This window comes from Veillonella intestinalis (assembly GCF_943192895.1).
GTDB classification, from domain to species: Bacteria; Bacillota; Negativicutes; order Veillonellales; family Veillonellaceae; genus Veillonella_A; species Veillonella_A intestinalis.
In genome coordinates, this window is sequence record NZ_CALPCB010000002.1 from 239,823 (window position 1) to 264,967 (window position 25,145).

Below are 25,145 nucleotides of genomic sequence, written 5' to 3' on the forward strand. Positions count from 1 at the left end.
AATCACACAGTAAATAATCAGTAAAACTCTTGTAAACTGTTTTTATTGTAAAAACCCGAATCCCATTGCAATAGCAGCTAAAACTAATAATACTTCCGTAGTTTCAATAACGAACCCGTAAGTATCACCAGTCACACCGCCTAAATGTTTAGAAATATAAGTATTTAATATTATATTAAGAATAATACCAATTCCTAAAAAAGTAGCATACTCCCAATGAAAATAAAGAGCTGGTAAAAGTACAAATAAAGTAGACCACCAAAGAGTACTCTTTGGTGAATAAACGGCAAAGGCCTTCCCCATCCCTTCAGGTCTTGCATATGGGAATAAACGTATACTTAACACCAATGTATATCGGCTAATAATAGGTAAGAACAGTAACAAGGCGCATAAAAATTGTGGACTTACATGGGCTAATAATTGCCATTTTAACAAAGTAAGGAATACAAAGCCTACTACGCCATTAGAACCTACTCTACTGTCTTTCATAATTTCTAGCTTACGTTCTCGATCGCGACCAGAAAATAAGCCATCACAAGTGTCCATAAATCCATCAGCATGGAGGCCACCAGTAAATAAAAATTCAAAAATAACCAATAATAAAGCAAGTAATTGAATAGGTAATACATCAGCTAATAGCCAATATAATACTGCCATAAAGGCCCCAATAACCAAACCTACTAAAGGAAAAGAAATTACACTTTTGCCAAAATCATGAATATCCCATTCTGTCTGATTCACAATTTTAAGGCGAGTCAAAAATTGTAAGCCAATAAAAAATGACTTCATACTATCACCAAGATTCTAGAAATTAAGGCTGCTAAAACAACCCCTAATAAAGAACATACATACATCATACCAATAGTCTGTTGGATATGAATTCCTCTCATAGGCACATCAGGATTACCCATATATTCCCGAAATGTCATGGTATCACCATACTTGTTATAGCCACCTAAACGAATATGCAACGCACCTGCTACGGGTGCTTCTGCATAGCCACCATTAGGACTAGGATGTTTAGCCGCATCTCGTTTCGCTATATGCCAAGCATTACGCCAGTCATGGCGCAAAATATAAGCGGTTGCAATATATAGGAATAACGTAATTCGGGCAGGAATCCAGTTAACAAGATCATCAAAAAGAGCTGCTACCCTACCAAAATAAAGATAGCGTTCATTTTTATAGCCTAACATGGAATCCATTGTATTGGCTGTACGATAAAATAAAGCGCCTAATGGTCCAAAAACAGCAAAGAAAAGCAAAGGCGATATAATGCCATCTACAGTATTTTCAGCCACTGTTTCAATAGTAGCACGTGTAATCTCACTTTCATCTAATTCCGAGGTGTCACGTCCTACAATCCAGCCCACTTTGCGTCGTGCTTCTGGCAAGTTTTTTTGCTGTAACAAACGAGCCAATTCAAGACCTGCTTCAGCCAGTGACCGAGGGCTAATTGTAATATATACAATAATAATTTCCACTATATATGCAATCCATGGATGAATAGTACCAGCAATAAGAAGCACTATAAAACCAATTCCAGTGACCGTAAGAAGTGTTAAACATACAGTTAAAGCACCATATGCTATTTTCTTTCTAGACGAATCTGTTTGACCATATAACAAATTTTCATAAAAAGATATAACCTTACCAATCAATACAACTGGGTGATATTGACTTTTAGGATCACCTAACAAGCAATCTAATAAAAAGGCCCACACAGGAATAAAAAAGTAGGCATTATTTACAAACCACTCCATTAGGCTTGTTCCTCTAATAAACTATCAATATAATCCATATCTAAATGCTTTTCTACAATATCCGCTAAGCGGTTATAGGCTGCATCTTTGTGTTCAAAATAATGGAATACTTCATCAAGTGGTGCCAATCCTTTTTTAGTGCGTAACGCATTGATTAAATGACGGCGCAAACTATCATTATCTAAAATACCATGAATATAGGTACCCATAACTTGGCCTGATTCATTAGTAAACCCATCCATTACATTTACTGGTTGCTCACTTCTTGAAGTAATATTAAAGCACTCAGCTACAGCACCAACACCTCGCGTATCGCCCATATGAATTTCATAGCCGCGTAGTCCTTCGCCACTATAATTCATACCTAAAAATGCTAACTTTGTTGTATTAAATGTAACTTGATGTGTCATTTTAGTACCAGTCATAGTTGTTTCAGTTGGCAATAAACCTAGGCCGTTTAATTCTGGAATATCTCCTTCAACACCATCTGGATCATGTAGCTTTTCACCTAACATTTGGTAGCCACCACATACGCCAAGCACTGGAGTTCCCTTTGCGACTAAAGCTTGAATATCTTTATCATACCCACGATCCTGTAGATACTTCAAATCAGCCAATGTATTTTTTGACCCTGGTAAAATAATTAAATCTGGGTCCCCAATGGCATCGCCAGGTTTTACAAAGCGAACTGCTACATCCGGCTCATAAGCTAACGCATCAAAATCAGTAAAGTTAGAAATCTTAGGAGTCTGCATAACAGCAATCGTAATATCACGATTAATAGTAGTATGTTTACTTTCAAGCGCTACCGAATCTTCTTCATCAATATCAAGGTTTTCAATAGCAGGAATAACCCCTACTACTTTACGACCAGTTCGTTCTTCAATAAAATCTAAAGCAGGTTTTAATAAATTAATATCACCACGGAATTTGTTAATCACAATCCCTTTTACAAGGTTACGTTCTTCTGGTTCTAATAATTCTAAAGTACCTACAATAGAGGCAATAGCGCCACCACGATCAATATCAGCAATAAGCATAACTGGACAATTTGTCATCTTAGCTACACGCATATTTACAATATCATTGGCTTTAAGATTCACTTCAGCAGGACTGCCAGCCCCTTCAATGACAATCATGTCAAAATTTTCATCTAAAAATTGGAGACTTTCTTTCACCTTATCAAGGGCCGTTAAAGAATATTGTGTATGATATTCTTTAGCACTATAAACCCCTACAGGTTTTCCCATTAATACTACTTGTGAAGATTGATTACCTGTAGGCTTCAATAGCACTGGGTTCATCTGCACAATAGGGTCAATTCCTGCCGCTTCCGCTTGTGCTACCTGAGCACGACCGATTTCATCGCCCCAGCGCGTTACATAAGAATTTAAGGCCATATTTTGCGCTTTAAAAGGAACTGTCTTTAACCCTCTACGATAAAAAATACGGCACAGTGCCGTTGTCAAAATACTTTTACCAACATTAGAGCTTGTTCCTTGAAACATGATTTTCTTAGCCATTATATATGAACCTCCTTGGATTTAAGTTCTGTTGTAATACCACTAATGGTAAAATACACCTCATCAGCTGCTTTGGCTACGGCTTGATTAAGTAGGCCTGCTATATCACGGAAAAAACGAGCTAATCGATTTTCCGGTACAATGCCTAAACCTAATTCATTAGTCACAAATACAACTGTTTTTTGAGCTTCACGACTTTGTGAAAGAATTGTTTCGACTTGACCTACTAAGGCCTCTGCTATTTCATTACACGCAGCTTGCGTGTGAGGTTCTGATTTGAGCATGGCATTGGTAGCATACATTGTTAAACAGTCTACCAAAATGACATCGCATTGTTCTAAAACCTTTGGCCATGAAGCGGGCAGATCATAGGGAATTTCATAATTGTGCCATATTAAACCACGGCGTGCTTTATGCTTAGCTACCCGATCTTCCATTTCATCGTCAAAAATTTGACTCGTTGCAACATATCCCTTCGTTCCTGGTAATGATAATACTAACTGTTCCGCAAATTCGCTCTTACCGCTACGAGCGCCACCAGTGCATAGGATGATTTTACTCTTTTCATCTGTCATGAACCGCTATACTCCTACTGTTAATTAATAGACACTACTTGCTTTTTGGGTCGCTATAAGTATACAATAACTTCATATCAATACCCATATCTCCCATTATACACCGTTTAGGAAATCTAGGGAGAATAAAAAAGGAGTGTTTATTTTATGGAAATGAAAAATTTTTATGTTAAACTAATGGCCACTTTATGGGAGAATACCTATCGAGCTGTCATTACTGACCAAAATGAGCAATATGCTGCTACAGCTCGTGTCATCGTAAATATTCCCCTACCGCCTGAAGTATTACCTGATAACGCCCCTGCAGTAGAACCACAATTACTAGTGCTCATTGAAGATGGCACTATTGAACCAGAAAATTTAATTGAATTTGAAACTATTCTAGCGGCTAAAATCCGTGAAAAATTCCAATATGAAATTAGCACTGTATTTTTCTATTATCCAAGCCCTGAAGATGTACTCAATACAGGTACTATTGACTTAAAACCAGAATAAAGGTTCAATAAGATACAATACAACTAATTTTAGTCAATAATAAAAGCTATGTTACGCGAATAATTCGGTAACATAGCTTTTTTATATGGTTGACCATATTCCGTATTCACGCGTCCAGCAAGTATGAAGTTACTGCCACTTCAACTACGTGAAACACAAGAACACAATGAATACATAGAGATGGCCTATTATAGTTCAAACTCAGCACGAGCTAACATATAGCAACAATCAGATAAACGATTTAAATAACGAATATTTACATCGTGGATTGCTTCACCTGATTCAGCAGCTCGCCATAAAGCTCGCTCTGCACGACGCGTTACAGTACGACATTGATGCAATAAAGCCGAACTTTTCTTATCACCAGGAACGATGAATTTAGTAAGTGGCTCCATTTTAGCATCATAGCTATCGATAATTTTTTCAAGATTTTCAATATGAGCATCGGTAATGGTTGGTTCTTGACCTAAGCTAGCTACATCAGCCATTAATTGCCATAATTCTTTTTGGATTCCATAAATTACTTGCTGAATGTCATCATGCTCAGAGAAAGCACGAGCAACGCCCAACACCGCTTGAAGCTCATCAATCGTACCATAAGCCTCTACGCGAAGTGACGCTTTAGAAAGACGTTCACCAGTATACAAAGAAGTTGAACCTTTATCACCTGTTTTAGTATATACCTTTGCGTTCATACTATCACCTCTTGTAATATAAATAATTAAAATTCAGGGAACCACAACGCAATTTCACGTTTTGCTGTATCAACAGCATCAGAAGCATGTACTACATTTTCATCAATAGCCAAGCCATAGTCCCCACGAATTGAACCAGGATTTGCTTTTAATGGATCGGTAGCCCCATTCAACTGACGTACAGCAGCTACAGCGTTTTCACCACTCAACACCATAGCTAGTACAGGACCAGACGTAATAAAATCGATTAATTCTTGGAAAAACGGTTTTTCTTTATGCTCTGCATAATGTTCGGCCGCTAACTCACACGGTACTTGCATTAATTTTAGGGCACTAATTGTTAAGCCTTTGCGCTCATAACGAGCTAAAATTTCACCACAAAGTTTTTTCTTTACTCCATCAGGTTTTACGAGTACTAACGTGTGTTCCATGATTCCCTCCTAGCGCATACGCGCAGCTAATTCTTTTAACTTTTCAATACGAGATACTGTACTTGGATGAGTACTAAATAAAGAACTAGTAAAGTCCTTTACATTGCTTAATGGATTGATAATGAACATATGAGCCGTTGTACCTACTTGTGATTCACTAGTTGGCAGTGCACCATACTTAGCATAATAATCAATTTTGCCTAACGCTGATGCTAACGATAATGGTTTGCCACTCATTTCAGCCCCACCTTCATCAGCTAAATATTCTCTTGATCTAGAAATAGCCATTTGAATTAAAGCTGCTGCAATAGGTGCTAAAATAATCGTTGCCAACATAGCAATAGGATTAGCCCCTTCACGATCGTCACTGCGACCAAAGATAGCAAAAAATTGCATCATATTAGCAATCATAGTAATAACCCCAGCTATACTTGCCGCAATGGTACTAATTAAAGTATCACGATGCTTAATATGGGTTAATTCATGCGCTAATACCCCTTCAATTTCATCATCAGTCAACAGCTCCATAATGCCTGTAGTAACCGCCACAGCCCCATGTTCAGGATTGCGCCCAGTAGCAAAAGCATTAGGTACCTTAGATTCAATAATATATACCTTTGGCATTGGTAAATTACCACGCTTAGCTAAACTTGCTACCATATTATATAACTCGGGATTATCTGTCGCCGATATTTGACGTGCATTATACATGCTGAGAACAAGCTTGTCACTATTCCAATAACTGAACAAGTTCATCCCCATAGAAATAATAAACATCGTCAAAAGACCAGTCCTGCCAGCGACCAACTGTCCGATTACCATCAATAAGCCAGTCATTAATGCCAGTAAAACAGCTGTCTTTACATTATTCATAATTTATACTTGCCTCTTTCTTCAATGTATCCTTCATACACACATGGTCGGAACGACAAGATTTGAACTTGCGACCTCTACCACCCCAAGGTAGCGCTCTACCAAGCTGAGCTACGCCCCGATGAATAGTATTATATCAACAATTTTGAAAAATATCTATTCACACTATAATTATATAGTAATTGCCTAATTTTGGCAATTTACATACTTAGCACCCTCTGTATCAGCTTCTACTACATACGCATGGGACGCAATGCCATTTTCGGTAAATACTTGTGCCATAGCATCTTTTACGAGTTCAGCAGATGATCTAGGACAATAGGCAATTAACGTTGAACCAGAACCACTAATAGTCGCACCATACGCACCATTAGCTAAAGCAGCCGCAAAGACTTCCTCACAATGAGGAATTAAGGCTTTACGATAAGGTACATGAAGATAATCTTCTAGAGCAACGCTTAAATACTCCAACTTATGTTGCAATAAAGCCGTAACAAACAAAGTAGCGTGACTTACATTAGCTACAGCTTCCTTATGAGCAATTTCTTTAGGTAAAACGCTGCGTGCATACTCTGTTGCCACAGTTACTTCCGGTACAACTACAGCAAATACCAATTCCTCTGGCAAGTCAACAGTAGTATATAATAAACCACTTTCATGATTCACAGAACATACTAAATTTCCTAATAAAGCTGGTGCTACATTGTCAGGATGACCTTCAATTTCATTAGCAAGTATTAGTAAATCATGCGTGCTCAAAGGTGAACTTAACGTTGCATTAGCTAACATTAGGCCCGCTACAATAGCTGTAGAACTACTGCCAAGACCTCTTGATGGCGGAATAGCAGCTTCACTATGAATTGTGCCATATAAAGGCTTTACGTTAGCTTTTTTAAATACTTGCGCCATCGCAAAGCCAACTAAATTATGAGTCTGATCTTCTTTAGCTAATAAATTGGCATCAAAACCGGCAAAGGTATACGTATTAGTAGTAGCCATTTCATCAGGCGTGAAAGAAAATGTATTATATAATTCTAAAGCAAGGCCTAATGAATCAAAACCAGGACCACAGTTAGCACTTGTGGCTGGCACTTGTACAACAATAGATTCCATTCCTTGCCTCCTAATCTGCCATAATAGGAATAACACTGCCAACTTCACGAACTACACGCAAATTATTAAAGGCATTAATTACATTTACAATATAAGAACGTGGACAAGAAGAAGTAACAATCGCAATAGTCGATGTTGTTTCACTTTCGTTACGCTGTGTAACAGCTTGCACCGAAATTCGTTGTTCTGCTAATTTAGTTGCTACTTTAGCCAATACACCTGTAGAGTTATCTACTAAAATACGGATATAGTAGGACGATTCAATTTTGCCAGAAGAATACAGATTTTTCTCGGAAAAATAGAATGGCGCTAAGGCCCCTAAATGATTAGTGCGAATATTTTTAGCCACTTCCATAATATCGCCTACAATAGAACTACCAGTTGGTAAGCTCCCCGCACCCCGACCGTAGAACATAGCATCATCAATGCCATTACCTTTTACATATAAAGCATTATAAGAACCACGTACTGAAGCTAATGGATGATTACTCGAAATGAACGAAGGATGTACATTTAAGGACAACCCTTTTTTAGTCTCTTTAGCAATCCCCAATAATTTAATGGTATAGCCAAATTCTTTACCAAAAGCGATATCGGTAGCATCAATCTTAGTGATCCCCTCAACCGATACATCTTCGAAGAAAATACGTCGATTGAAGGCAATGGATGATAAAATAGCTAATTTACGAGCTGCATCAAGACCTTCAACGTCAGCAGTTGGGTCTGCTTCCGCATACCCTAAGGCTTGCGCTTCAGCTAGTACTTCCTGATAGCCAGCTCCTTTTTCAGTCATATTGGACAAAATAAAATTCGTCGTACCATTCAAAATTCCTACGATTTCCGTAATTCGATTCCCTGCTAACGATTCATAGAGAGTACGAATAATCGGAATGCCCCCTAAAACGCTTGCTTCATAGCGTAAATCAACGTTGTGCTTAGCTGCTAAGTCTAAAAGATAAGGGCCAGCTTCAGCTAATAAGTCTTTATTAGCGGTAACTACACTTTTACCTTTAGTGAGCGCTTTTTCGATACATTCGCAAGCAAAGGTGGTGCCCCCCATAACTTCTACTACCACTTGAATGGTAGCATCATCTAATACCTCATCCACTTGTTCAACAAAAACTGTATTAGCTGGTAACGCTACATGACTATATTTTTCTTTATTGCGCACATAGATTTTAGCTACTTCAACAGGCGCGCCTACTCGATTAGCAATTAAATCAGCATTTTTTACAAGTAGTTCAAAAGTCCCTTGTCCTACTGTGCCGAAACCTAATAAGGCTACTTTAATTGGTTCCATACTATCCCTCTCTCTTTATAGGAGTGCCCCGGCCTATTAATATAAGTCGGGGCTACACCTATATGTATAATTACTGTCTAACAATATACTCTAAGTTAACGTGATTAAGCTTGGCCTAAAATTTCTACACGTAAAATCCCACGAATAGAACGGATATTATTCAAGCATTCTTCTAATGGGGTGGATAAATCCTTAGTTTCAAAGGCAATCGTTACATTCGCAATCCCTTGTAATGGAATATCCTGATTAATTGTTAAAATGCTACCATTACTTTCAGCAATGGTGCGCAAAATACTAGATAACATACCAGCTTCATTAGACATAGAAATAGTAATTGATACGATTTTACCCTGTGCAATTTCATAGAATGGGAATACATAATCTTTATATTTATAATAAGCAGAACGACTTAAATCCATACGTTCTACAGCTTCATTAATTGTTTTAGCTTCCCCTAATTTTAAAATTTCTTTTACTTTAATTGTCTTTTTAATTGCTTCTGGAAGAATATCTTCTTGTACCAAATAGAATTTGTCTTTCTTTAACTTAGCCAATGTTCTTACCTCCATTTTCTCCTTCAATTGCCGCTGCGCCAGCTACGAATTGTCGGCCATATAATGTAAATACGGAATACATACCTATAAAAAACGGCAAATACTCGGCAATTACTCGCCAACCGACAGCAACGATGCCAACAGTCCCTACGGGCAAGAATGAAGTAAACAAATAAATAAATAATCCCTCTGCCACGCCAGTACCACCAGGTGTTGGCGCAAAATACAGAATTAAATTTAATAATATCATCCGACTGAGGACTTCCACAATCGGTATATCCCAAGTAAAGGCGCACATCAGTGCTGGAGCAATCGCATATAAAGCTAATAAACTAAGCCCTGATTCGATAAAAACTAATAATGATTGTAATGGTTTTGCATATAACAATGAAAACCCTTCATTAAGTTCAGTCAGTTTAGCTAACCACGCTTTAGGATTGCCTTTTTTGAATCGTTCTGCCAACATATAGACAAAACGCTTCATTAAATTGGTCCGCAATACATAGAGACCAACAATTGTGCAAACGACTAAAAATAAAGATATTTCTAGTAACGCTTCACGACTAATATAGGGAATTGTAATGGAACTATGTAAAAAGATAACTGGTAACATTACAATTAAAAACAAAATTGAAAATACAGTACGAATCAGTACAATGGGAGCCCCTTTCATGACTGGCACACCATAACTTTTAAGAATTAGCACTTGAGCTACAGCACCACCGCTAGCCCCGGGAGTTAACATGGCCATAAAATAGTTGCCAAAAATTACTCGCAAAATGGCAATAATCGGTAAATCATAACCACCGATATGCACGAGCCGTTGTAATCGCAAACCATCAAAATACATTCCTACTGCTAAGGCTACCAAAGCCAAAAGCAAAGAACTGAGATTGAATGTTTCAAGCGTAGCTAAAGAATCTAAATCAATAGTAAAGTAAATGGTGAGTCCTGAAATAACTACCAGCACCAAACCTAATATTAGGCCTCGTTTTAAAACTTTATTCATTCACACTCACCATAATTAACTAGCTGAATTTGGTGGAACTGAATAAATTGTTTTACTGGTTCTGCACACATTGCGGCTAATTCGCCTTCCCAATGATAATTCCATGGGTATAATGAATTAAGAAGTCTATCATTATTACCTGGATGAGTCATAATTTCATGACTACCACGTGTCGTAGCAATACGCTGAAGAATTTCCATCAATCGGTCTTCAGTTAACTGACCACCACTCATCATCCCCCAAAAATAACGGGGCGACCAAATCCCCATTTTACTGGATAATGTATAGGCTTTATCAGCCACTTCAGCTAACCCTACCTTACCAGCAAGACGTTCCCATTGCGTTATGCCATTACGGAAAAAACGATCTTCTGCAGGAATTCTCATTTTTTTAATCCCATAACGCCGCAATAGCGTAACCATAATCGGTGTTATTTGTGGTAACACATGAAGATGTTGATGACCATCCGCATGAGTAATAGGTAAACCAGAGGAAACAACTTTTTCAAATTGTTTGTCTAATTCCTTATACACTTCTTCAAAGTTAATGGCTCCCGTCATAGCTTTTTTTATAAAGTCTGGATAGGAGTTGAGAAAGCGTCCATTTTCTAACAAAGTAGGTACTTCCTCAGGGTCACATAGAGGCTTTAAACCACCTACTAAGGCTGTATGTACACCAATACCTAACTGAGGAACAGTTTTTGCAAGAGTTACAGCTTGATCAAAAGCCTCCCCATTTGCTAATAATGATGTACTTGTAATAATCCCCTCGGTATGCCCTTTAATGATACCTTCGTTGACAGCTTCATGTAAGCCAAAATCGTCGGCATTAACTATTAATCGAATCATACGCACCTTCTATTCTTTTAATCCTTGTTCATATAAAGAGGATATATGTTATTTTAACATATGTCTATTGGTAGTGTATAGTGTTATTTTGTGAATATACTATAATTTTAAGAATACTTGCAAAATAACCACAAAATTTAAAGTTCTTTCGGCAAAGCTTGCCAAACTTTCTGCTGTAAATCCTTTAAAGGAATTTGTAATACGTGAGATGCTTGCTTTAAATCTTCATACTCTAACGAAGTATTGACTAACTGCCCTTTATAATACGATCGCTTAATATGAATCTGTTGCCCTTCATAAAGAAACTCACTAAATTCCCGTTCACAAATAATACGATTAACAGGAAAAAAGCGAAAGCCAATCGTTGTGGTATTTTGAAAAATTATTTCACTTAGTTCATCCAACTGACTATGATTAGCTAATACACTTAACAAAATAGCTGGGCGACCTTTTTTCATAATAATCGGTGTTAACCATGCATCATTAGCACCAGCTTGTAATAAGATATCCAGTAAGGGACTATAAAACTCTGGATTCATATTATCTATATTCGCTTCGATTTGTATTAAATCAATCTCCTTACTTGCCTCCTTAGTTTCCATAGCCACTCCTTCCCTTACCGCTGACTATTAATAACATGGGCCAAACGTCCTGCGCCAAAGCCATTATCAATATTCACAACACCAACCCCAGCAGCACAAGAATTGAGCATAGATAATAAAGCCGCAAGGCCTTTAAAATTAGCTCCATAGCCAATGCTGGTAGGCACTGCAATAATTGGCTTAGTCACTAAACCACCTACAACACTTGCTAAGGCCCCTTCCATACCAGCTACTACGATGACAACATTGGCGGCTTGAATATCTTCAAGGCGATGAAATAGTCTATGAATCCCCGCTACACCAACATCATAGATACGGACTACTTCATTTCCCATAAGTTCAGCCGTTAAAGCTGCTTCTTCTGCTACTGGTATATCGCTAGTACCAGCTGTAACTACGGCAATTGACCGTGCTTCATTGTGCAACTGCCAATCTCTTCGGCAATATAAAATACCGCTCGTCTCATCAAATTGTAAATCGGGAATCTCAGCGCAAAGAGCTTCATAAATACTTTTTCGACCACGAGTCCCCATGTAAGTACCATAGTGATGATTTAATTCCTTAAAAATAGTAATGCATTGTTCATCTGTTTTACCTTCGCAATACACTACCTCTGGAAATCCTTGACGATTAGCACGATCTAAATCAATAACAGCTTCTTGTAAACTTGATACTCTAGCTTCATTACGAATTTCACAGCTTATAATCTCATTTATGTGTTTTTCACAGGACTCTAAGGAAAGATTTCCTTCTTTATAGGCCTCTAATAATTCACTAATAGATTTACTCATGTAACCAACTCTCTCTCACTGCATACATGCACAACGCACTTGCTATGGCCAAATTTAAAGACTCAATAGGGCCATACATAGGAATAGTAATGCGCTCTTGCGCTATTTGAAACCACGGCTCACTAAGTCCATTAGCTTCGTTACCTAATAAAAGCAATGTTGATGGTGCAAAGGAAACATCATAAATAGGTGATGCCTGCTCTAAAGCTGTAGCATACACAGCGATCTGATTCATTTTAATTATTGGCATGAGTTCGTCAATAGAAACATTCTCATAAATAGGCAATTTAGTTATAGCACTCATAGTACTGCGAACCGTTTTTTCATTATACGGATCTACACTACCTTTAGTTAAAAATAAGCCCTTTACACCAGCAGCAACAGCGGTGCGAATAATGGTGCCTAAATTACCAGGATCTTGAATTTCATCTAACAAGACATAAAGGCCATTACCAAAAGAAGACTCTGTTAACTGATGTGTTTGCTTCTTTACAATCGCAATAATCCCCTGTCCATGCACCGTACTTTCAATACTTTTTAGTAAGGCTGCCTTTACCTGATACACCATACTTCCTTGAGTCGCTGCTTGTTCAGCTATCTCATATGTTTCACTAGTAACTGCATATTCATCACTAATAAAAACAGTAGTCACTAATCCAGTAGCAATCATATCTGCTACAGTGCGCAAACCTTCTGCCAAATATTCGCCATGTAGTTTGCGATATTTTTTTCGTTGCAAGGATTGGGCGTATTTCAAAACCTTATTTTCTTTTGATGTAATACGTTCCATATATCCCTCCACAATAGTAATGAATACCGCACAGCAAATGTATGATTGCCTGTGCGGTATTAGTTAAACTTTCAAAGTTCAAAAAACTCTATATCTTAAATAATTATATCACAACTGACCGTGCTTCCCAAAGGGCAAAGAAAGAACCTTTTTGGGCAATGAGAGATTCATAAGTACCAGACTCAACAATTTCTCCTTGCTTAATCAAATATATCTGGTTAGCACTGCGAATAGTAGACAAGCGATGAGCTATACTGATGATTGTCTTTTCACCACGAATCGTTTCAATGGATTGTTGAATTAGTTGTTCCGTATGACTATCAATATGTGCCGTAGCTTCGTCAAAAATTAAAACTTGACGATCTCGCACCAATACTCTAGCCATGGCTAACAATTGTTTCTGACCAGTTGATAATAAGGATCCTAAATACCCTACCGGTGTATCATAGCCCTGAGGCAACCGTTCAATCATAGTATGTAAATGAGCCTTTTGAGCAGCTGTTATAAGAGCACTTTCTGGTATAGCATCATCATAGAGGGATAAATTTTCACGAATCGTACCTTTAAATAAATGACTATCCTGAAATACATAGCCCATTACCTCACGTAAAACAGCCGGTGCATATTGAGCCGTATCATAGCCATTAATACGAATAGTCCCTTTAGTAGGGCGGTAGAACCCCATAAGCAAAGCCATGAGCGTTGACTTGCCCCCGCCAGAAGGGCCAACAATACCAATGAACTGGCCGCCTTGAATAGTAATTGAAATATCCTTGAGTGCATAATTTTCAGAATTATCATAGGAAAACCATACATGATCAAACTCAATAGTATGAATGGTAGCAAATTCATCAGGCACAGTAATAGTTTCAATCGTTGTATCCGCATCTTCATTAATAATAGGTACTAAACGTTCTGCCCCTGCTAAAGCGCTTTGTAAATTATTATATTTTTCAGCAATCTCTTTTAAAGGCTGGAAGAATTTATCCATATACTGAATAAAGGCAAATACAGTTCCCGCCTCAGTTACTGAATCAAACCAATTAGTAAAACTAAAAATCGCAATAAAAATTACAAACAACATACCATCTACTATTGGTCTAAAAATGGCAAAGGTCTTTACTTCAAATAAACCGGCCTGTAAAAACTCACGACTAATACGATCATATTGCTTAGCCATAATACTTTCCCCAACATAGGACTTTATTATAACAATAAAGTTAAGCATTTCTTGAACAGATGTATTGGAAGCAGCCAGTTTTGTACGCACGCCACGAAAGGCCTTACGAGCATACTTTTGATACACAAAAATTAACACTGCCATAAGTGGTACCAATAAAGACACGACAGCTGCCAATTTTGCATTTAAAAAGAACATGGAAATTAAAATACCTATAATCATCAAGGTACTACTGCCAAGTTTTAAAACTACATCAGTATAAAGCGTACGCAAGGATTCGGTATCATTGGTAACACGAGTTACTAAATTACCAATTGGCAATTCACCAAAGTGGGCCGGCGTACGGGCTAAAATTTTGGCAAACACCGTATTGCGAATTTCAAAGATAATACGCTGACCAAATTGTTGTAAGGTATAATTGTGAACAAACATAGCGACGATACTCAATGTAATCGTCAAGAAATACAAGCCTGCATATTCTAAAATAATCCCCACATCTCGTTGTGGAAAGGCTGTATCAATAACCCCCTTAATAAGCATAGGGCGAACTAATTCAAGGCCTAATGCAAACAGTAAAAATAAAGCAGCCCAAATAAGCAAGAATTTATGAGGACTAATATACTGTCCCAAACGCCGTAACAATAAGATATCTTCATGTTTAGTAAGAGCTACTTCTTCCTGCACTGTATAGGAACTACTATGTTGCTTACTCATGAGACACCTCCTTTGCTAATGCCACCATATCCTCTTCTTCCAAGGGCTCATCAATTTGCTGGGCATATAACCGGCAATATTCACCATTGAGAGCTAATAACTCTTCATGAGTTCCTTGTTCTACAATGGTCCCCTCTTTAAATACTACAATACGATTGGCCTCACGTAAGGCTTCAAGACGCTGTGAAATAAATAATAAAGTTTGTTGGCGACCTTGACGCAAGGTTTTAATGATAGATCTAGCACTAATTGTATCGAGCGCCGAAAAACTATCATCTAATAATAAATATGGTGCATTTTTATATAGACCGCGCGCTATATTAACTCTTTGTTTTTGACCGCCTGATAAATCAGTACCGCCTTCTTTAAGTCGTTTAGCCGCCGGCGCTAAGCGTTCACTTAAATCACGTGTTAACGCAGCTCTTTCAGCAGCTTCAGTTAAATCGATAGTATGATTAGAAGCCTCACCAAAGGCAATATTTTCACCCAAGGTGGTGCCCAATAAAAATGGTTCTGGTGGCACATAGGCAATACTACGCCGCAATACTTGAAGCGGTAATTTCGTTATATCTTCATCCCCAATATATACACTATTAGCAGGTGTATCATGGAGACGTAATAACAATTTAAATAACGTAGACTTACCCGAACCAGGCCCCCCTACTATGCCGATAAATTCGCCAGGCTGAATCGTTAAATTAACATTTTCTAACATAGGAGCCGATGTTTCAGGGTATGTAAAAAATAAGTTACTAATCGTCATAGTTGTCAGTGGTAACTCACGAGTATCTTCCGTTAATTGTTCTTCCTCAATCATAAGAAAATCATAAATTCGATCTAAAGAGGCTAAGCCTTTTTGCAAGACCGATAGTAGCGAGCCTATACCCATAATAGGGCCAATAATTAAACTTAAGTACCCATTAACTGCTACGAAATCCCCTACAGAAATTTCATTGGCAATAATTAACCGTCCACATACAAAAATAGCTATGGCGTGACACATAAAAGGGGCTACAAAAGTTAATGGTGCTAAAATGGCATCTAATAGAGCCACTCTCATATTTTTTTCGTAGTTAATTTTATTAATATTTTGGAAACGCCATAAACTGCGCATTTCACGATTAAATGCCCGAATAACAGGCATACCTAAAAATAATTCCTGCGCAAATTCCGTTAAATCACTATAGGTATTTTGAGCTTCTTTTTGACGTTGACGCATGCGCCGACTTACATAGAGCATGCCAAATAAAATAAAAGGCATCGGCAATAACGTCATAATAGTCAAAGACACACTAATCTCTTTAGCCATTAAAAAGAACGAACAAATGCCAAAGAAAATGGCATCCACTAAAATCATAACACCAAGGCCCAGTGAAACTCGTAGGGAAGTAACATCATTAGTCATCAAAGCCATAACCTTACCAGGGCCGTTCTTTTCATAATAAGCAGTAGGAATATATAAGGCATGATCAAAAAGACGACGCCGCAATAAAAATTCAAAACGACGAATAGAGCCTAATAGTAAATGGCGTGATCCAAATTTTAGAATGGTAACCGTTATACCTAACATAAAAAAGTACCCTATATAAGTAGTAAGGCCTTCCTTACCGTAATATAAGGTGTTAATTGATTCCCCAATGAGCCTTGGCACATAGAGAAATAGAATATTAATCGTAATCAATAGGACTATACCCAATAAATAAATGGGACCATAGCCTTTGAAAAACTGTGAAAAAATAGTAAGTTTTTTCATTATGTATATCTCCAGTTGTCATTCAGATATTTTTTGTATCTCTTAAGTTTACATTTTATGTTTCTATTGTATCATATAAAGTATAACATCGAAAATTATCAATTTTTATTTTACTTATGCAAAACACCATGATATACTTAATAGTGTCAAGTGAGTGTACAATACACTCGCTATTAAGAACAGAAATGAAATTTTGAAATTAATCTTTAGGAGGTTATTTATTATGGAAAAACGTACTGGCGTAATCACTTTCGCAGGTAATCCAATGACATTAGTAGGTAAAGAAGTAAAAGTTGGCGAAGCAGCTCCTAACTTTACTGTTTTAGATAATGGCTTAGCAGCAAAATCTTTGAAAGACTTCGAAGGTAAAGTAAAAATTATCTCTGTAGTTCCTTCCTTAGATACTGGCGTTTGTGATGCTCAGACTCGTTGGTTCAACAAAGAAGCAACTGAACTTTCCAATGATGTAGTTGTATTAACTATTTCCATGGACCTTCCATTCGCTCAAAAACGTTGGTGCGGTGCTGCTGGTGTTGAAAATGTAGTAACTCTTTCTGACCATAAAGATGCAAGCTTCGGCGAAGCTTATGGTTTCTTGATTGAAGAACTTCGTCTTTTAACTCGTGGTATCGTAGTTATCGACAAAGATGACAAAGTAGCCTATGTTGAATATGTACCAGAAGTAACTCAATCTGTTAACTTTGATGCGGCTGTTGATGCTGTAAAAAAATTAATCTAATATAAGTTTACTTGTTATCCCTGTACTACTGTAGTATTTACTATGGTAGACATGATGATATGTACGCCAAAAGGGCTGTAGCCATTGCTACAGCCCTTTTTTTATTTCACAAATAGTTTAATATCTAAAATACTTTCAAGATAAATTAATAGTTTTCAAAATCATAATAGGTTAATAGTTGTTGAATAGCATAGATATCAAATGCATCTAAATCCCCTATTTTTGATTTAAAGTCCTTTTCTTTTAATTTTAATGGTTGACTCAATCGAACAGTTGAAGGACGCTCCAAACCAGCTTCATTCCATTTCATTAAATCAAACTCTCCATTGAAATTTTTCCTAGGACCATGACTTGTTACTTTTAAAGATAAAATATAAGCTTGATTATTTTCTAAGACTATAACTGGTCTTGTTTTAGCTTGATTTGAATCTTCAAATTTAACTAACGCCCACCATACTTCCCATTCATTCGGCATAATCCATGTCCTTTGGCAAAACAAGTACATCATCTGCAGTATCTCTATGCCCTACAAATTGTGAATTAGCAAATAAAGGTTTAAAATCTTCTACAATATCTTTATCTTTAAAATAATCTTCTATAATTTCATTATCAATAATTTTGTGAGTATTAATTTTATAGGTTTTTCTCCACGGCCCATCACTTTCATGACTCATTTTAACTAGAGCTGAAGTAGAAATAGTATTATAAGTACGAAGTACGTCAATAAGATATAATTGTTCTTTACGCGATAATTTACTTCTATCAAATGGCTCACTTTGAATTCCATTTCTGCCAAAATGTTTATATCTTTCATAGACTTCTGGTAAAACTGGTCCAAATTGCCAAGCTTCAAAAGACTCATCAATTAGAGCATATCCAAGTTTTTTAAAACTAGCTGCTTGTGCAAAATATAATAATTTATTCAGACGTAAATTAGTCATAAGGTCTTCATTAGGATTATTATTAACTAATTCAATGAAAAATTTAGCAACATCAATCGCTTTAGCCATAGAAATACACCACCTTTCGTTGGAATGTATATACTATTTATTAATTTCAACTTTATTATACTCGTTCTTACTCTTTTAGTAAATCCATAATAAAAAGGCTGCAACTTAGACTCATGCTTAAGTTACAGCCTTACCATATTGTTTACTATTTCACAAACACTTTTGTTTTATTCATCACATCATAACGCAATTGTTCTTCGTCAATCGTCAATAATTCACGATCTTTCATAACAACTTTACCTGCAACAATAGTTGTCTGCACATCAGAAGAATTAGCTGCATAAACTAAAGAGGCTACATCATTATAACGTGGTAACCAATGCATACCCGTTACATCATACAAACAAATATCTGCACGATACCCTTCTTTAATGAGCCCCAAATCCTGATAATCTAATACTTTGGCCCCTTCTACAGTTCCAAGTGCTAAGGCTTGATGAGCCGGAATGGCTTTAGGGTCAAAATGAGTTGCTTTATGTAAAGTAGCTACTAAGCGAACTTCTTCAAGCATATCGGCATTGTTATTGCTAGCAGAGCCATCAGTACCAAGACCAACTGTAATCCCCTTGGCTAACATGGCTGGTACATCGGCAATACCACTAGCTAATTTAAGATTAGACTGTGGATTATGAGCTACGCGAACATTCTTAGCCTTCATAATCTCCAAATCGTCTTCTGTTAAATGAACGCCATGAGCCGCAACACAGCCCGTATCAAATACACCTAAATCATTGAAATGAGCAATTGGTGTTTTACCAGTAGCTTTAATTACATTGTCTACTTCCCCTTTTGTTTCACAAAGGTGAATATGAATTTGTGCGCCTATATCATGGCTTAACTCCATAACTTTACGCATATAGTCATCAGGACAAGTATATGGCGCGTGAGGCCCTAACATAACTTTAATGCGATCATGGTCAAAACCATGCCAGTTAGTAAACAACTCACGACTTTCTACAAGAGCTTGGTCAGCTGTTGGTGCAACCCCAGCCATACCACGGGATAAAACAGCACGAATACCGGTTTCTTTTACAACTCTTGCTGTATCCTCCATAAAGAAATACATATCACTAAAGCAAGTTGTGCCACTGCGGAACATCTCTGCAATACCAAGACGAGTCCCCACCTCTACTAAATCATTAGTCAATTTAGCTTCAGCGGGCCAAATAGCATTTTGAAGCCAGTCCATGAGTTCTAAATCATCTGCATAATTACGGAATAAACCCATAGCAATATGAGTATGTGTATTCACTAAGCCTGGAGCTGCTACACGCCCATTACCATCTAGTATATAAGCTGCATTTCCCGATTCTTTAGTAATCAGCTCTTGTCCAAATGGAGTTTTACTTTCTTCTTCTGTCAAAATTCTATCAATGTAACCATCTTTAATAATTAAAGTTACATTTCTTAGTATATCTTTCCCAGATTCTGCACGTTCCCCTGTAATACAATCAATGTTGCGAATTACAATATCAGCCATGTTATCTCCTTATTGTACTTTATGTAAATAGTCGTATTGTTCCTGTGTAAGTGCATCAATATCATAGCCCATAGAATTTAATTTAACCTTAGCAATGCGTTCATCTAATTCATGAGGCAAGATATGAACCGTATTTTCCATAGTTGCACCATGGTCTAATAAATATTCTGCCGCTAAGGCCTGCATAGCAAAGGATAAATCCATAATTTCAGCAGGATGCCCATCACCAGCGGCTAAATTAACAAGACGACCACCAGCTAGTAAATAAAGAATGCGACCATCAGCAAGTGTATACCCTTCAATATTCTTGCGAACGTTTTGATGCGACACAGCCACTTCAGCTAATTCAACACCATTTACTTCACAGTCAAAATGACCAGCATTACACATAATGGCTTTGTCTTTCATAACTTCATAGTGCTCTTTGCGAATGACGTCTTTACAGCCTGTAACTGTAACAAAAATATCACCAATTGGTGCTGCTTCAATCATAGGCATAACTTTGAAACCATCAAAAACAGCTTCAATCGCTTTAATTGGATCCACTTCTGTTACAATAACATGAGCGCCAAGGCCTTTGGCACGCATAGCTACACCTTTACCACACCAACCATAACCAGCAACAACTACATTTTTGCCCGTTACTGTCAAATTAGTAGTACGCATAATCCCATCCCAAACGGATTGCCCTGTACCGTAACGATTATCAAAGAGATATTTACAGTAAGAATCATTAACCGCAATCATTGGGAAGGTTAATTTCCCTTCATTGGCTAATGCGTGTAAACGATGGACACCCGTAGTTGTTTCTTCCGAACCACCAATAAGACGTTCTTTAGCATCTGTTCTTGTTGTATGTAACAAATTAACAAGGTCACCACCATCATCAATAATAATGTGTGGTTTGTGATCTAGCGCTTTATTTAAGAACATGAAGTATTCTTCTTCCGTACAATCATACCAAGCATACACGGTAAGTCCCATATCAACTAAAGCTGCCGCTACATCATCTTGCGTAGATAATGGATTAGAACCAGTCACGATTACCTCAGCCCCAGCTTCTTTAAGTACCGTTGATAAATATGCTGTTTTAGCCTCTAAGTGAACACTTACAACAACCGTTTTACCTTCAAACTTATGACTTGCTTTAAACTCTTCCCGCAAACTATTAAGGGCAGGCATAAAATTAGATACCCATTCAATTTTTTTACGACCTTCTGGGGCTAAAGCAATGTCACGAATTAATGATTTCATAGGGACCTCTTCTTTCATAATATAGAAATGTTTAATCTATGAACTATCATAAACTAAACAAGAAACTTCATTTTATACTTCATTTTATTTAACAATCTTTTTCTGTAAATTAGCAATTGCTTTATCATATGGTGCTGTCAATACCCCTTCTTCCGTAATAATAGCACTAACTAAGGAATGAGGCGTCACATCAAAAGCAGGATTTAATACTTCAATATCAGCAGGTGCTGTAGGAATACCACCAAAACAGAGCACTTCTTCAGGACTGCGCATTTCAATAGGAATATCCGAGCCTTTTTGTAAAGTAAAATCAAAGGTACTATATGGAGCAGCAACATAAAAAGGAATATTATGAGCCTTAGCGGCTAAAGCGACACCATAAGTACCAATCTTATTTGCCACATCGCCATCTGTAGTAATTCGGTCAGCGCCTACAATAACAGCATCAATTAAACCTTGTTGCATGGCATAAGCAGCCATATTATCGGTTAACAAGGTAACAGGAATCCCATCGTGGTGAAGCTCAAAAGCAGTTAAACGAGCCCCTTGAAGTAATGGTCTAGTCTCATCGGCATATACTCGTTCCAACTGTCCATTATTATGGAGCTCACGAACTACCCCTAAAGCCGTACCAAGACCGGCAGTAGCTAAAGCACCTGCATTGCAATGGGTTAAAATACGAATGCCTTGTTGGCCTTCAAATAAAGTAGCCCCTGCTTTAGCCATCGCTTCATTAAGACGTTGGTCTTCCAAATCAATAGCTTTAGCTTCAGCTTCAATAAGCGGTAACGCAGCTACCATAGTATCGCAAGGAAATACAATATTAGTCACGATACGATCAATCGCCCACGCCAAATTAATAGCTGTTGGACGGGTCTCCTTAAGAGTATTCGCAAAATCTAAGAAATTAGCACGTTGAGTCACTTCATCAGCCGCTGACTCTATGGCTTCACGGGCTGCTAAGATTAAACCATAACCAGCCGCTACCCCAATAGCTGGTGCACCACGAACACGCAACTTTTTAATAGCTTCCGCCACTTGACGCCAATCAGTACAATCAATATAAACTTCTTCCGTTGGTAATTTAGTTTGATCTAGCAAAATTAAAGTTTCACCATTCCACTGAATACTTTTCATAGACTGGCTCTTTAATGTATTTAATGAGTTAACTGCTTCATGTAAACTCATAGCAATTCCCCTTCTTTGCCTAACGCAGCTTTGAACCCACCGTATTCAGCCAAGCGATGATGGCAAGGCAAATCTTGATCGGGGTCTAAACGTTCAATTGTTTCAAGGATTAACGCCTTAAAATTATTTGACATTTCAGCCATAATATCCAATACTTCTTGATGAGTTAATTCAGTAGGTGAAATCCCTGCGGCATAATTAGTAACCATAGAAATCGTGGCATAGGCAATTTCAGCTTCCCCTGCTAATACAACTTCAGGCACATTAGTCATACCTACTGTGTCTGCGCCAAGCATTTTGAACATTTTGATTTCTGCTGGTGTTTCAAAACGAGGCCCTTCAGTACATACGTAAGTACCGCCATTATGAAGGGTGATATCTAATTTCTTAGCAGCCTCTTCAACGACTTTACGCAATGCTGGTGAATACGGATTACCTACACCAAGATGCACTACTTTTTTACCATCGCCATCAAAGAAGGTACTTACACGAGATTTGGTAAAATCTAAGAATTGGTCAACCAATACAAAATGCCCTGGTCCAAAGTCTTCGTTTAAGGAACCAACAGCAGTGGTAGAAATAATCATGGTAACCCCTAGCTTTTTAAGGCCCCAAATATTAGCTCGATAATTAATTAAATGAGGCGGAATCGAATGTTTCATGCCATGACGAGCCAAGAATACTACTTGCTTACCTTTATAACTGCCCTGTGTATAAGCAATGTCCCCATATGGTGTGGACATGGTTTTCGCTTCAATATTTTCAAACATCGATGGATCATACACACCAGTACCACCAATTACTGCGATTACACCCATTATAGTCACCTCTTTAATAAACATAACATACAGTGAGCCACAAAATTGTGAACTATCACCATTTACTATAGTCAAATACAATGTAAAACAAAAGAAAACTCCAGAGCAAGCCCTGGAGAATCCATACCTTAGTTACTGCTGCCCTAAGGCTCGTTTATTCTATTGTACCACATTATAAGTGATTGAGTTAATCATTTGTTTTTGCAAGGTTAACCTTGATTATCATAAAATACGATTAATTAAGCGGTGCCTTAGCAGCTTCATCAAATACTTTTTTTAACTCTTCACGACTGAAGTGGTATTTTTCATTACAATAATGACAAACTAATTCGGTTGTCTCATCTTTGAGCAACTCCTCTTTATCATGAAGCTGTAAAGTAGCTAAAATTTGCTCAAAACGTTCACGACTGCAAGTACAATTGAAATGAACTTCACCCTCATATACTTGTTCTTTCGTTAAACCAGCCAATACTTTGTCAACTAAGCCCGCTCCATCAGGATGTGCTTCTAAATACTTTGAAATAGGCCCTAAGTCATTAATATTAGCTTCTACCTGTGCTAATGCTTCATCGGTAGCATCTGGCAACGCCTGCACTAAGAAACCACCAGCTGCTTTAGTGGTATGATCTGTATTCACTAAAACACCTAAACTAATAGTTGCAGGGATTTGCTCCGACGTATACAAATAATAGGCTAAATCTTCGGCCACTTCCCCAGACTGCATAGGACTTTGAGACGTATAATCTTGGCGAAGTTTGGTAAAACGAGTCACTTGTACTTCACCATCATGACCAACAGCAGCTCCTACATCTAGCTTACCTTCGTATTTAAGAGGTACTTCCACATGAGGATTATCCACATAGCCACGCACTGTATTATCACTAAACGCATCTACATGTACAACCCCTAATGGCCCCTTACCATTCAATCGTAAACTAACATTTTCTTCATTTTTAAAATCACCAGCCATTAAAAGAGCCCCTGTCATGGCACGTCCTAAAGCAGCCGTAGCTACTGGACTTAACTCATGACGAACTCTTGCTTCTTCTACGGTATCCGTAGTAACAGCAAAAGCTAAACGAACCCCTTCCTTGGTGGTATAACGACGAATACTATCCATATAATTTTATCTTCCTTTATTCTTATACTTAAATTTGTTCTAATAAGTTAACCATTTCAATAGCACCCATAGCACAATCAAAGCCTTTATTACCTGCTTTTGTGCCAGCACGCTCAATGGCTTGTTCAATATTTTCAGTAGTTAATACGCCAAACATAACAGGCACCCCTGTTTCAAGGCTAATGTGCGCGATGCCTTTAGAAACTTCACTACATACATAGTCATAGTGTGTTGTGGATCCACGAATAACCGCTCCTACACAAATAATTGCATCATATTTACCGCTAAGAGCTGCTTTTTTAGCTACTACAGGAATTTCAAAAGCCCCTGGTACCCAAATTGTATTAATATCATCTTCTTTTACATCGTGACGAAGCAAAGCATCCATAGCGCCACCAATTAATTTAGAAGTAATAAACTCGTTAAAACGAGAACCAATAATCGCAAAGCGTTTACCTGTACCTAATAATTTACCTTCTGTAATCATTTGTAATTCCTCCTAGTTCGAATAGTCCGTTTCTACATGA

Annotated in this window: 27 protein-coding genes and 1 tRNA gene; 2 read left to right on the top strand and 26 right to left on the bottom strand. The window is 37.6% G+C overall.

The features are described 5' to 3' along the window. Window positions 1-42: 42 nt before the first annotated feature. The 4 genes from cobS to cobU are packed head-to-tail and all read right to left on the bottom strand — an operon-like array spanning window position 43 to window position 3,861. Entirely contained in the window at window positions 43-789 is a 747-nt protein-coding gene (gene cobS, locus NFR27_RS02540; protein ID WP_251440367.1) for an adenosylcobinamide-GDP ribazoletransferase, read from the bottom strand. Next, complete coding sequence (gene cbiB / locus NFR27_RS02545) at window positions 786-1,763, bottom strand: adenosylcobinamide-phosphate synthase CbiB (RefSeq protein WP_251440365.1); 978 nt, start codon at window positions 1,761-1,763, stop codon at window positions 786-788. The genes cobS and cbiB overlap by 4 nt, the downstream gene beginning before the upstream one ends. After that, window positions 1,763-3,286, bottom strand: a complete 1,524-nt coding sequence (locus NFR27_RS02550) for a cobyric acid synthase (RefSeq protein WP_251440362.1) — start codon at window positions 3,284-3,286, stop codon at window positions 1,763-1,765. The genes cbiB and NFR27_RS02550 overlap by 1 nt, the downstream gene beginning before the upstream one ends. Next, entirely contained in the window at window positions 3,286-3,861 is a 576-nt protein-coding gene (gene cobU / locus NFR27_RS02555; RefSeq protein WP_251440359.1) for a bifunctional adenosylcobinamide kinase/adenosylcobinamide-phosphate guanylyltransferase, read from the bottom strand. The genes NFR27_RS02550 and cobU overlap by 1 nt, the downstream gene beginning before the upstream one ends. Window positions 3,862-4,008: 147 nt before the next feature. Between cobU and NFR27_RS02560 the strand changes: the two genes are divergently transcribed. Then, window positions 4,009-4,356 (top strand): hypothetical protein, encoded by a 348-nt coding sequence (locus tag NFR27_RS02560; RefSeq protein WP_251440356.1) that lies wholly within the window; start codon window positions 4,009-4,011, stop codon window positions 4,354-4,356. Window positions 4,357-4,544: 188 nt separating this feature from the next. Here NFR27_RS02560 and NFR27_RS02565 read toward each other — a convergent pair whose 3' ends face one another. The 14 genes from NFR27_RS02565 to NFR27_RS02630 all read right to left on the bottom strand — a co-directional run bounded on the left by NFR27_RS02565 (window position 4,545) and on the right by NFR27_RS02630 (window position 17,009). After that, a complete protein-coding gene (locus NFR27_RS02565; RefSeq protein WP_251440352.1) occupies window positions 4,545-5,051 on the bottom strand; it encodes a cob(I)yrinic acid a,c-diamide adenosyltransferase in 507 nt (168 codons plus the stop codon). A 26-nt stretch (window positions 5,052-5,077) separates the two neighbouring features. Continuing rightward, window positions 5,078-5,482 (bottom strand): nucleoside-diphosphate kinase, encoded by a 405-nt coding sequence (gene ndk / locus NFR27_RS02570; RefSeq protein ID WP_251440349.1) that lies wholly within the window; start codon window positions 5,480-5,482, stop codon window positions 5,078-5,080. A 9-nt stretch (window positions 5,483-5,491) separates the two neighbouring features. Beyond that, the gene (htpX, locus tag NFR27_RS02575; protein WP_251440345.1) at window positions 5,492-6,355 is read right to left on the bottom strand and encodes a zinc metalloprotease HtpX; all 864 of its coding nucleotides are present in this window, start codon (window positions 6,353-6,355) and stop codon (window positions 5,492-5,494) included. Between the two features lie 44 nt (window positions 6,356-6,399). Then, window positions 6,400-6,476, bottom strand: a tRNA-Pro gene (locus NFR27_RS02580). A gap of 65 nt (window positions 6,477-6,541) precedes the next feature. Further along, a complete protein-coding gene (gene thrB / locus NFR27_RS02585; protein ID WP_251440343.1) occupies window positions 6,542-7,468 on the bottom strand; it encodes a homoserine kinase in 927 nt (308 codons plus the stop codon). Window positions 7,469-7,478: 10 nt separating this feature from the next. Further along, window positions 7,479-8,768: a homoserine dehydrogenase gene (locus NFR27_RS02590; protein WP_251453929.1), complete on the bottom strand. Its 1,290-nt coding sequence runs from the start codon at window positions 8,766-8,768 to the stop codon at window positions 7,479-7,481. 104 nt (window positions 8,769-8,872) lie between these two features. Then, on the bottom strand, window positions 8,873-9,322 hold the full coding sequence (locus NFR27_RS02595; RefSeq protein ID WP_251440337.1) for an ACT domain-containing protein: 450 nt from the start codon (window positions 9,320-9,322) through the stop codon (window positions 8,873-8,875). Continuing rightward, window positions 9,315-10,331, bottom strand: a complete 1,017-nt coding sequence (locus NFR27_RS02600; RefSeq protein WP_251440334.1) for a lysylphosphatidylglycerol synthase transmembrane domain-containing protein — start codon at window positions 10,329-10,331, stop codon at window positions 9,315-9,317. The genes NFR27_RS02595 and NFR27_RS02600 overlap by 8 nt, the downstream gene beginning before the upstream one ends. Further along, window positions 10,328-11,179 carry a ChbG/HpnK family deacetylase gene (locus NFR27_RS02605; RefSeq protein WP_251440333.1) on the bottom strand — a complete coding sequence of 284 codons (852 nt, stop codon included), beginning with the start codon at window positions 11,177-11,179 and terminating at the stop codon, window positions 10,328-10,330. The genes NFR27_RS02600 and NFR27_RS02605 overlap by 4 nt, the downstream gene beginning before the upstream one ends. Before the next feature lie 137 nt (window positions 11,180-11,316). Beyond that, on the bottom strand, window positions 11,317-11,781 hold the full coding sequence (gene larC2 / locus NFR27_RS02610) for a nickel pincer cofactor biosynthesis protein LarC2 (protein WP_251440330.1): 465 nt from the start codon (window positions 11,779-11,781) through the stop codon (window positions 11,317-11,319). Between the two features lie 14 nt (window positions 11,782-11,795). Further along, on the bottom strand, window positions 11,796-12,572 hold the full coding sequence (gene larB / locus NFR27_RS02615; RefSeq protein ID WP_251440327.1) for a nickel pincer cofactor biosynthesis protein LarB: 777 nt from the start codon (window positions 12,570-12,572) through the stop codon (window positions 11,796-11,798). Beyond that, window positions 12,565-13,362 carry a TrmH family RNA methyltransferase gene (locus NFR27_RS02620; protein WP_251440324.1) on the bottom strand — a complete coding sequence of 266 codons (798 nt, stop codon included), beginning with the start codon at window positions 13,360-13,362 and terminating at the stop codon, window positions 12,565-12,567. The genes larB and NFR27_RS02620 overlap by 8 nt, the downstream gene beginning before the upstream one ends. 103 nt (window positions 13,363-13,465) lie before the next feature. Then, window positions 13,466-15,256, bottom strand: a complete 1,791-nt coding sequence (locus tag NFR27_RS02625; RefSeq protein WP_251440321.1) for an ABC transporter ATP-binding protein — start codon at window positions 15,254-15,256, stop codon at window positions 13,466-13,468. Next, on the bottom strand, window positions 15,249-17,009 hold the full coding sequence (locus NFR27_RS02630) for an ABC transporter ATP-binding protein (RefSeq protein WP_251440318.1): 1,761 nt from the start codon (window positions 17,007-17,009) through the stop codon (window positions 15,249-15,251). The genes NFR27_RS02625 and NFR27_RS02630 overlap by 8 nt, the downstream gene beginning before the upstream one ends. A 223-nt stretch (window positions 17,010-17,232) precedes the next feature. On the opposite strand from NFR27_RS02630, the gene tpx reads away from it, so the two are divergent. After that, window positions 17,233-17,748 (top strand): thiol peroxidase, encoded by a 516-nt coding sequence (gene tpx / locus NFR27_RS02635; RefSeq protein ID WP_251440316.1) that lies wholly within the window; start codon window positions 17,233-17,235, stop codon window positions 17,746-17,748. Between the two features lie 145 nt (window positions 17,749-17,893). Here the strand turns inward: tpx and NFR27_RS02640 are convergent, their stop codons facing one another. From NFR27_RS02640 to ribH, 8 genes are all read right to left on the bottom strand, one after another. Continuing rightward, on the bottom strand, window positions 17,894-18,223 hold the full coding sequence (locus NFR27_RS02640; RefSeq protein WP_251440314.1) for a type II toxin-antitoxin system PemK/MazF family toxin: 330 nt from the start codon (window positions 18,221-18,223) through the stop codon (window positions 17,894-17,896). Beyond that, the gene (locus tag NFR27_RS02645) at window positions 18,213-18,758 is read right to left on the bottom strand and encodes a Panacea domain-containing protein (RefSeq protein WP_251440312.1); all 546 of its coding nucleotides are present in this window, start codon (window positions 18,756-18,758) and stop codon (window positions 18,213-18,215) included. Before NFR27_RS02645 ends, NFR27_RS02640 begins: the two co-directional genes overlap by 11 nt. A 145-nt stretch (window positions 18,759-18,903) precedes the next feature. Beyond that, window positions 18,904-20,238: an amidohydrolase gene (locus tag NFR27_RS02650; protein ID WP_251440310.1), complete on the bottom strand. Its 1,335-nt coding sequence runs from the start codon at window positions 20,236-20,238 to the stop codon at window positions 18,904-18,906. A 9-nt stretch (window positions 20,239-20,247) separates the two neighbouring features. Next, window positions 20,248-21,492 (bottom strand): adenosylhomocysteinase, encoded by a 1,245-nt coding sequence (locus NFR27_RS02655; protein ID WP_251440308.1) that lies wholly within the window; start codon window positions 21,490-21,492, stop codon window positions 20,248-20,250. Window positions 21,493-21,576: 84 nt separating this feature from the next. Beyond that, on the bottom strand, window positions 21,577-22,629 hold the full coding sequence (mtnA, locus tag NFR27_RS02660; protein WP_251440787.1) for an S-methyl-5-thioribose-1-phosphate isomerase: 1,053 nt from the start codon (window positions 22,627-22,629) through the stop codon (window positions 21,577-21,579). 47 nt (window positions 22,630-22,676) lie between these two features. Beyond that, complete coding sequence (gene mtnP, locus NFR27_RS02665; protein ID WP_251440306.1) at window positions 22,677-23,498, bottom strand: S-methyl-5'-thioadenosine phosphorylase; 822 nt, start codon at window positions 23,496-23,498, stop codon at window positions 22,677-22,679. A gap of 235 nt (window positions 23,499-23,733) precedes the next feature. After that, the gene (gene hslO, locus NFR27_RS02670; RefSeq protein WP_251440304.1) at window positions 23,734-24,618 is read right to left on the bottom strand and encodes an Hsp33 family molecular chaperone HslO; all 885 of its coding nucleotides are present in this window, start codon (window positions 24,616-24,618) and stop codon (window positions 23,734-23,736) included. A 28-nt stretch (window positions 24,619-24,646) separates the two neighbouring features. Then, entirely contained in the window at window positions 24,647-25,105 is a 459-nt protein-coding gene (gene ribH / locus NFR27_RS02675; protein ID WP_162099949.1) for a 6,7-dimethyl-8-ribityllumazine synthase, read from the bottom strand. Between the last annotated feature and the right edge of the window lie 40 nt (window positions 25,106-25,145).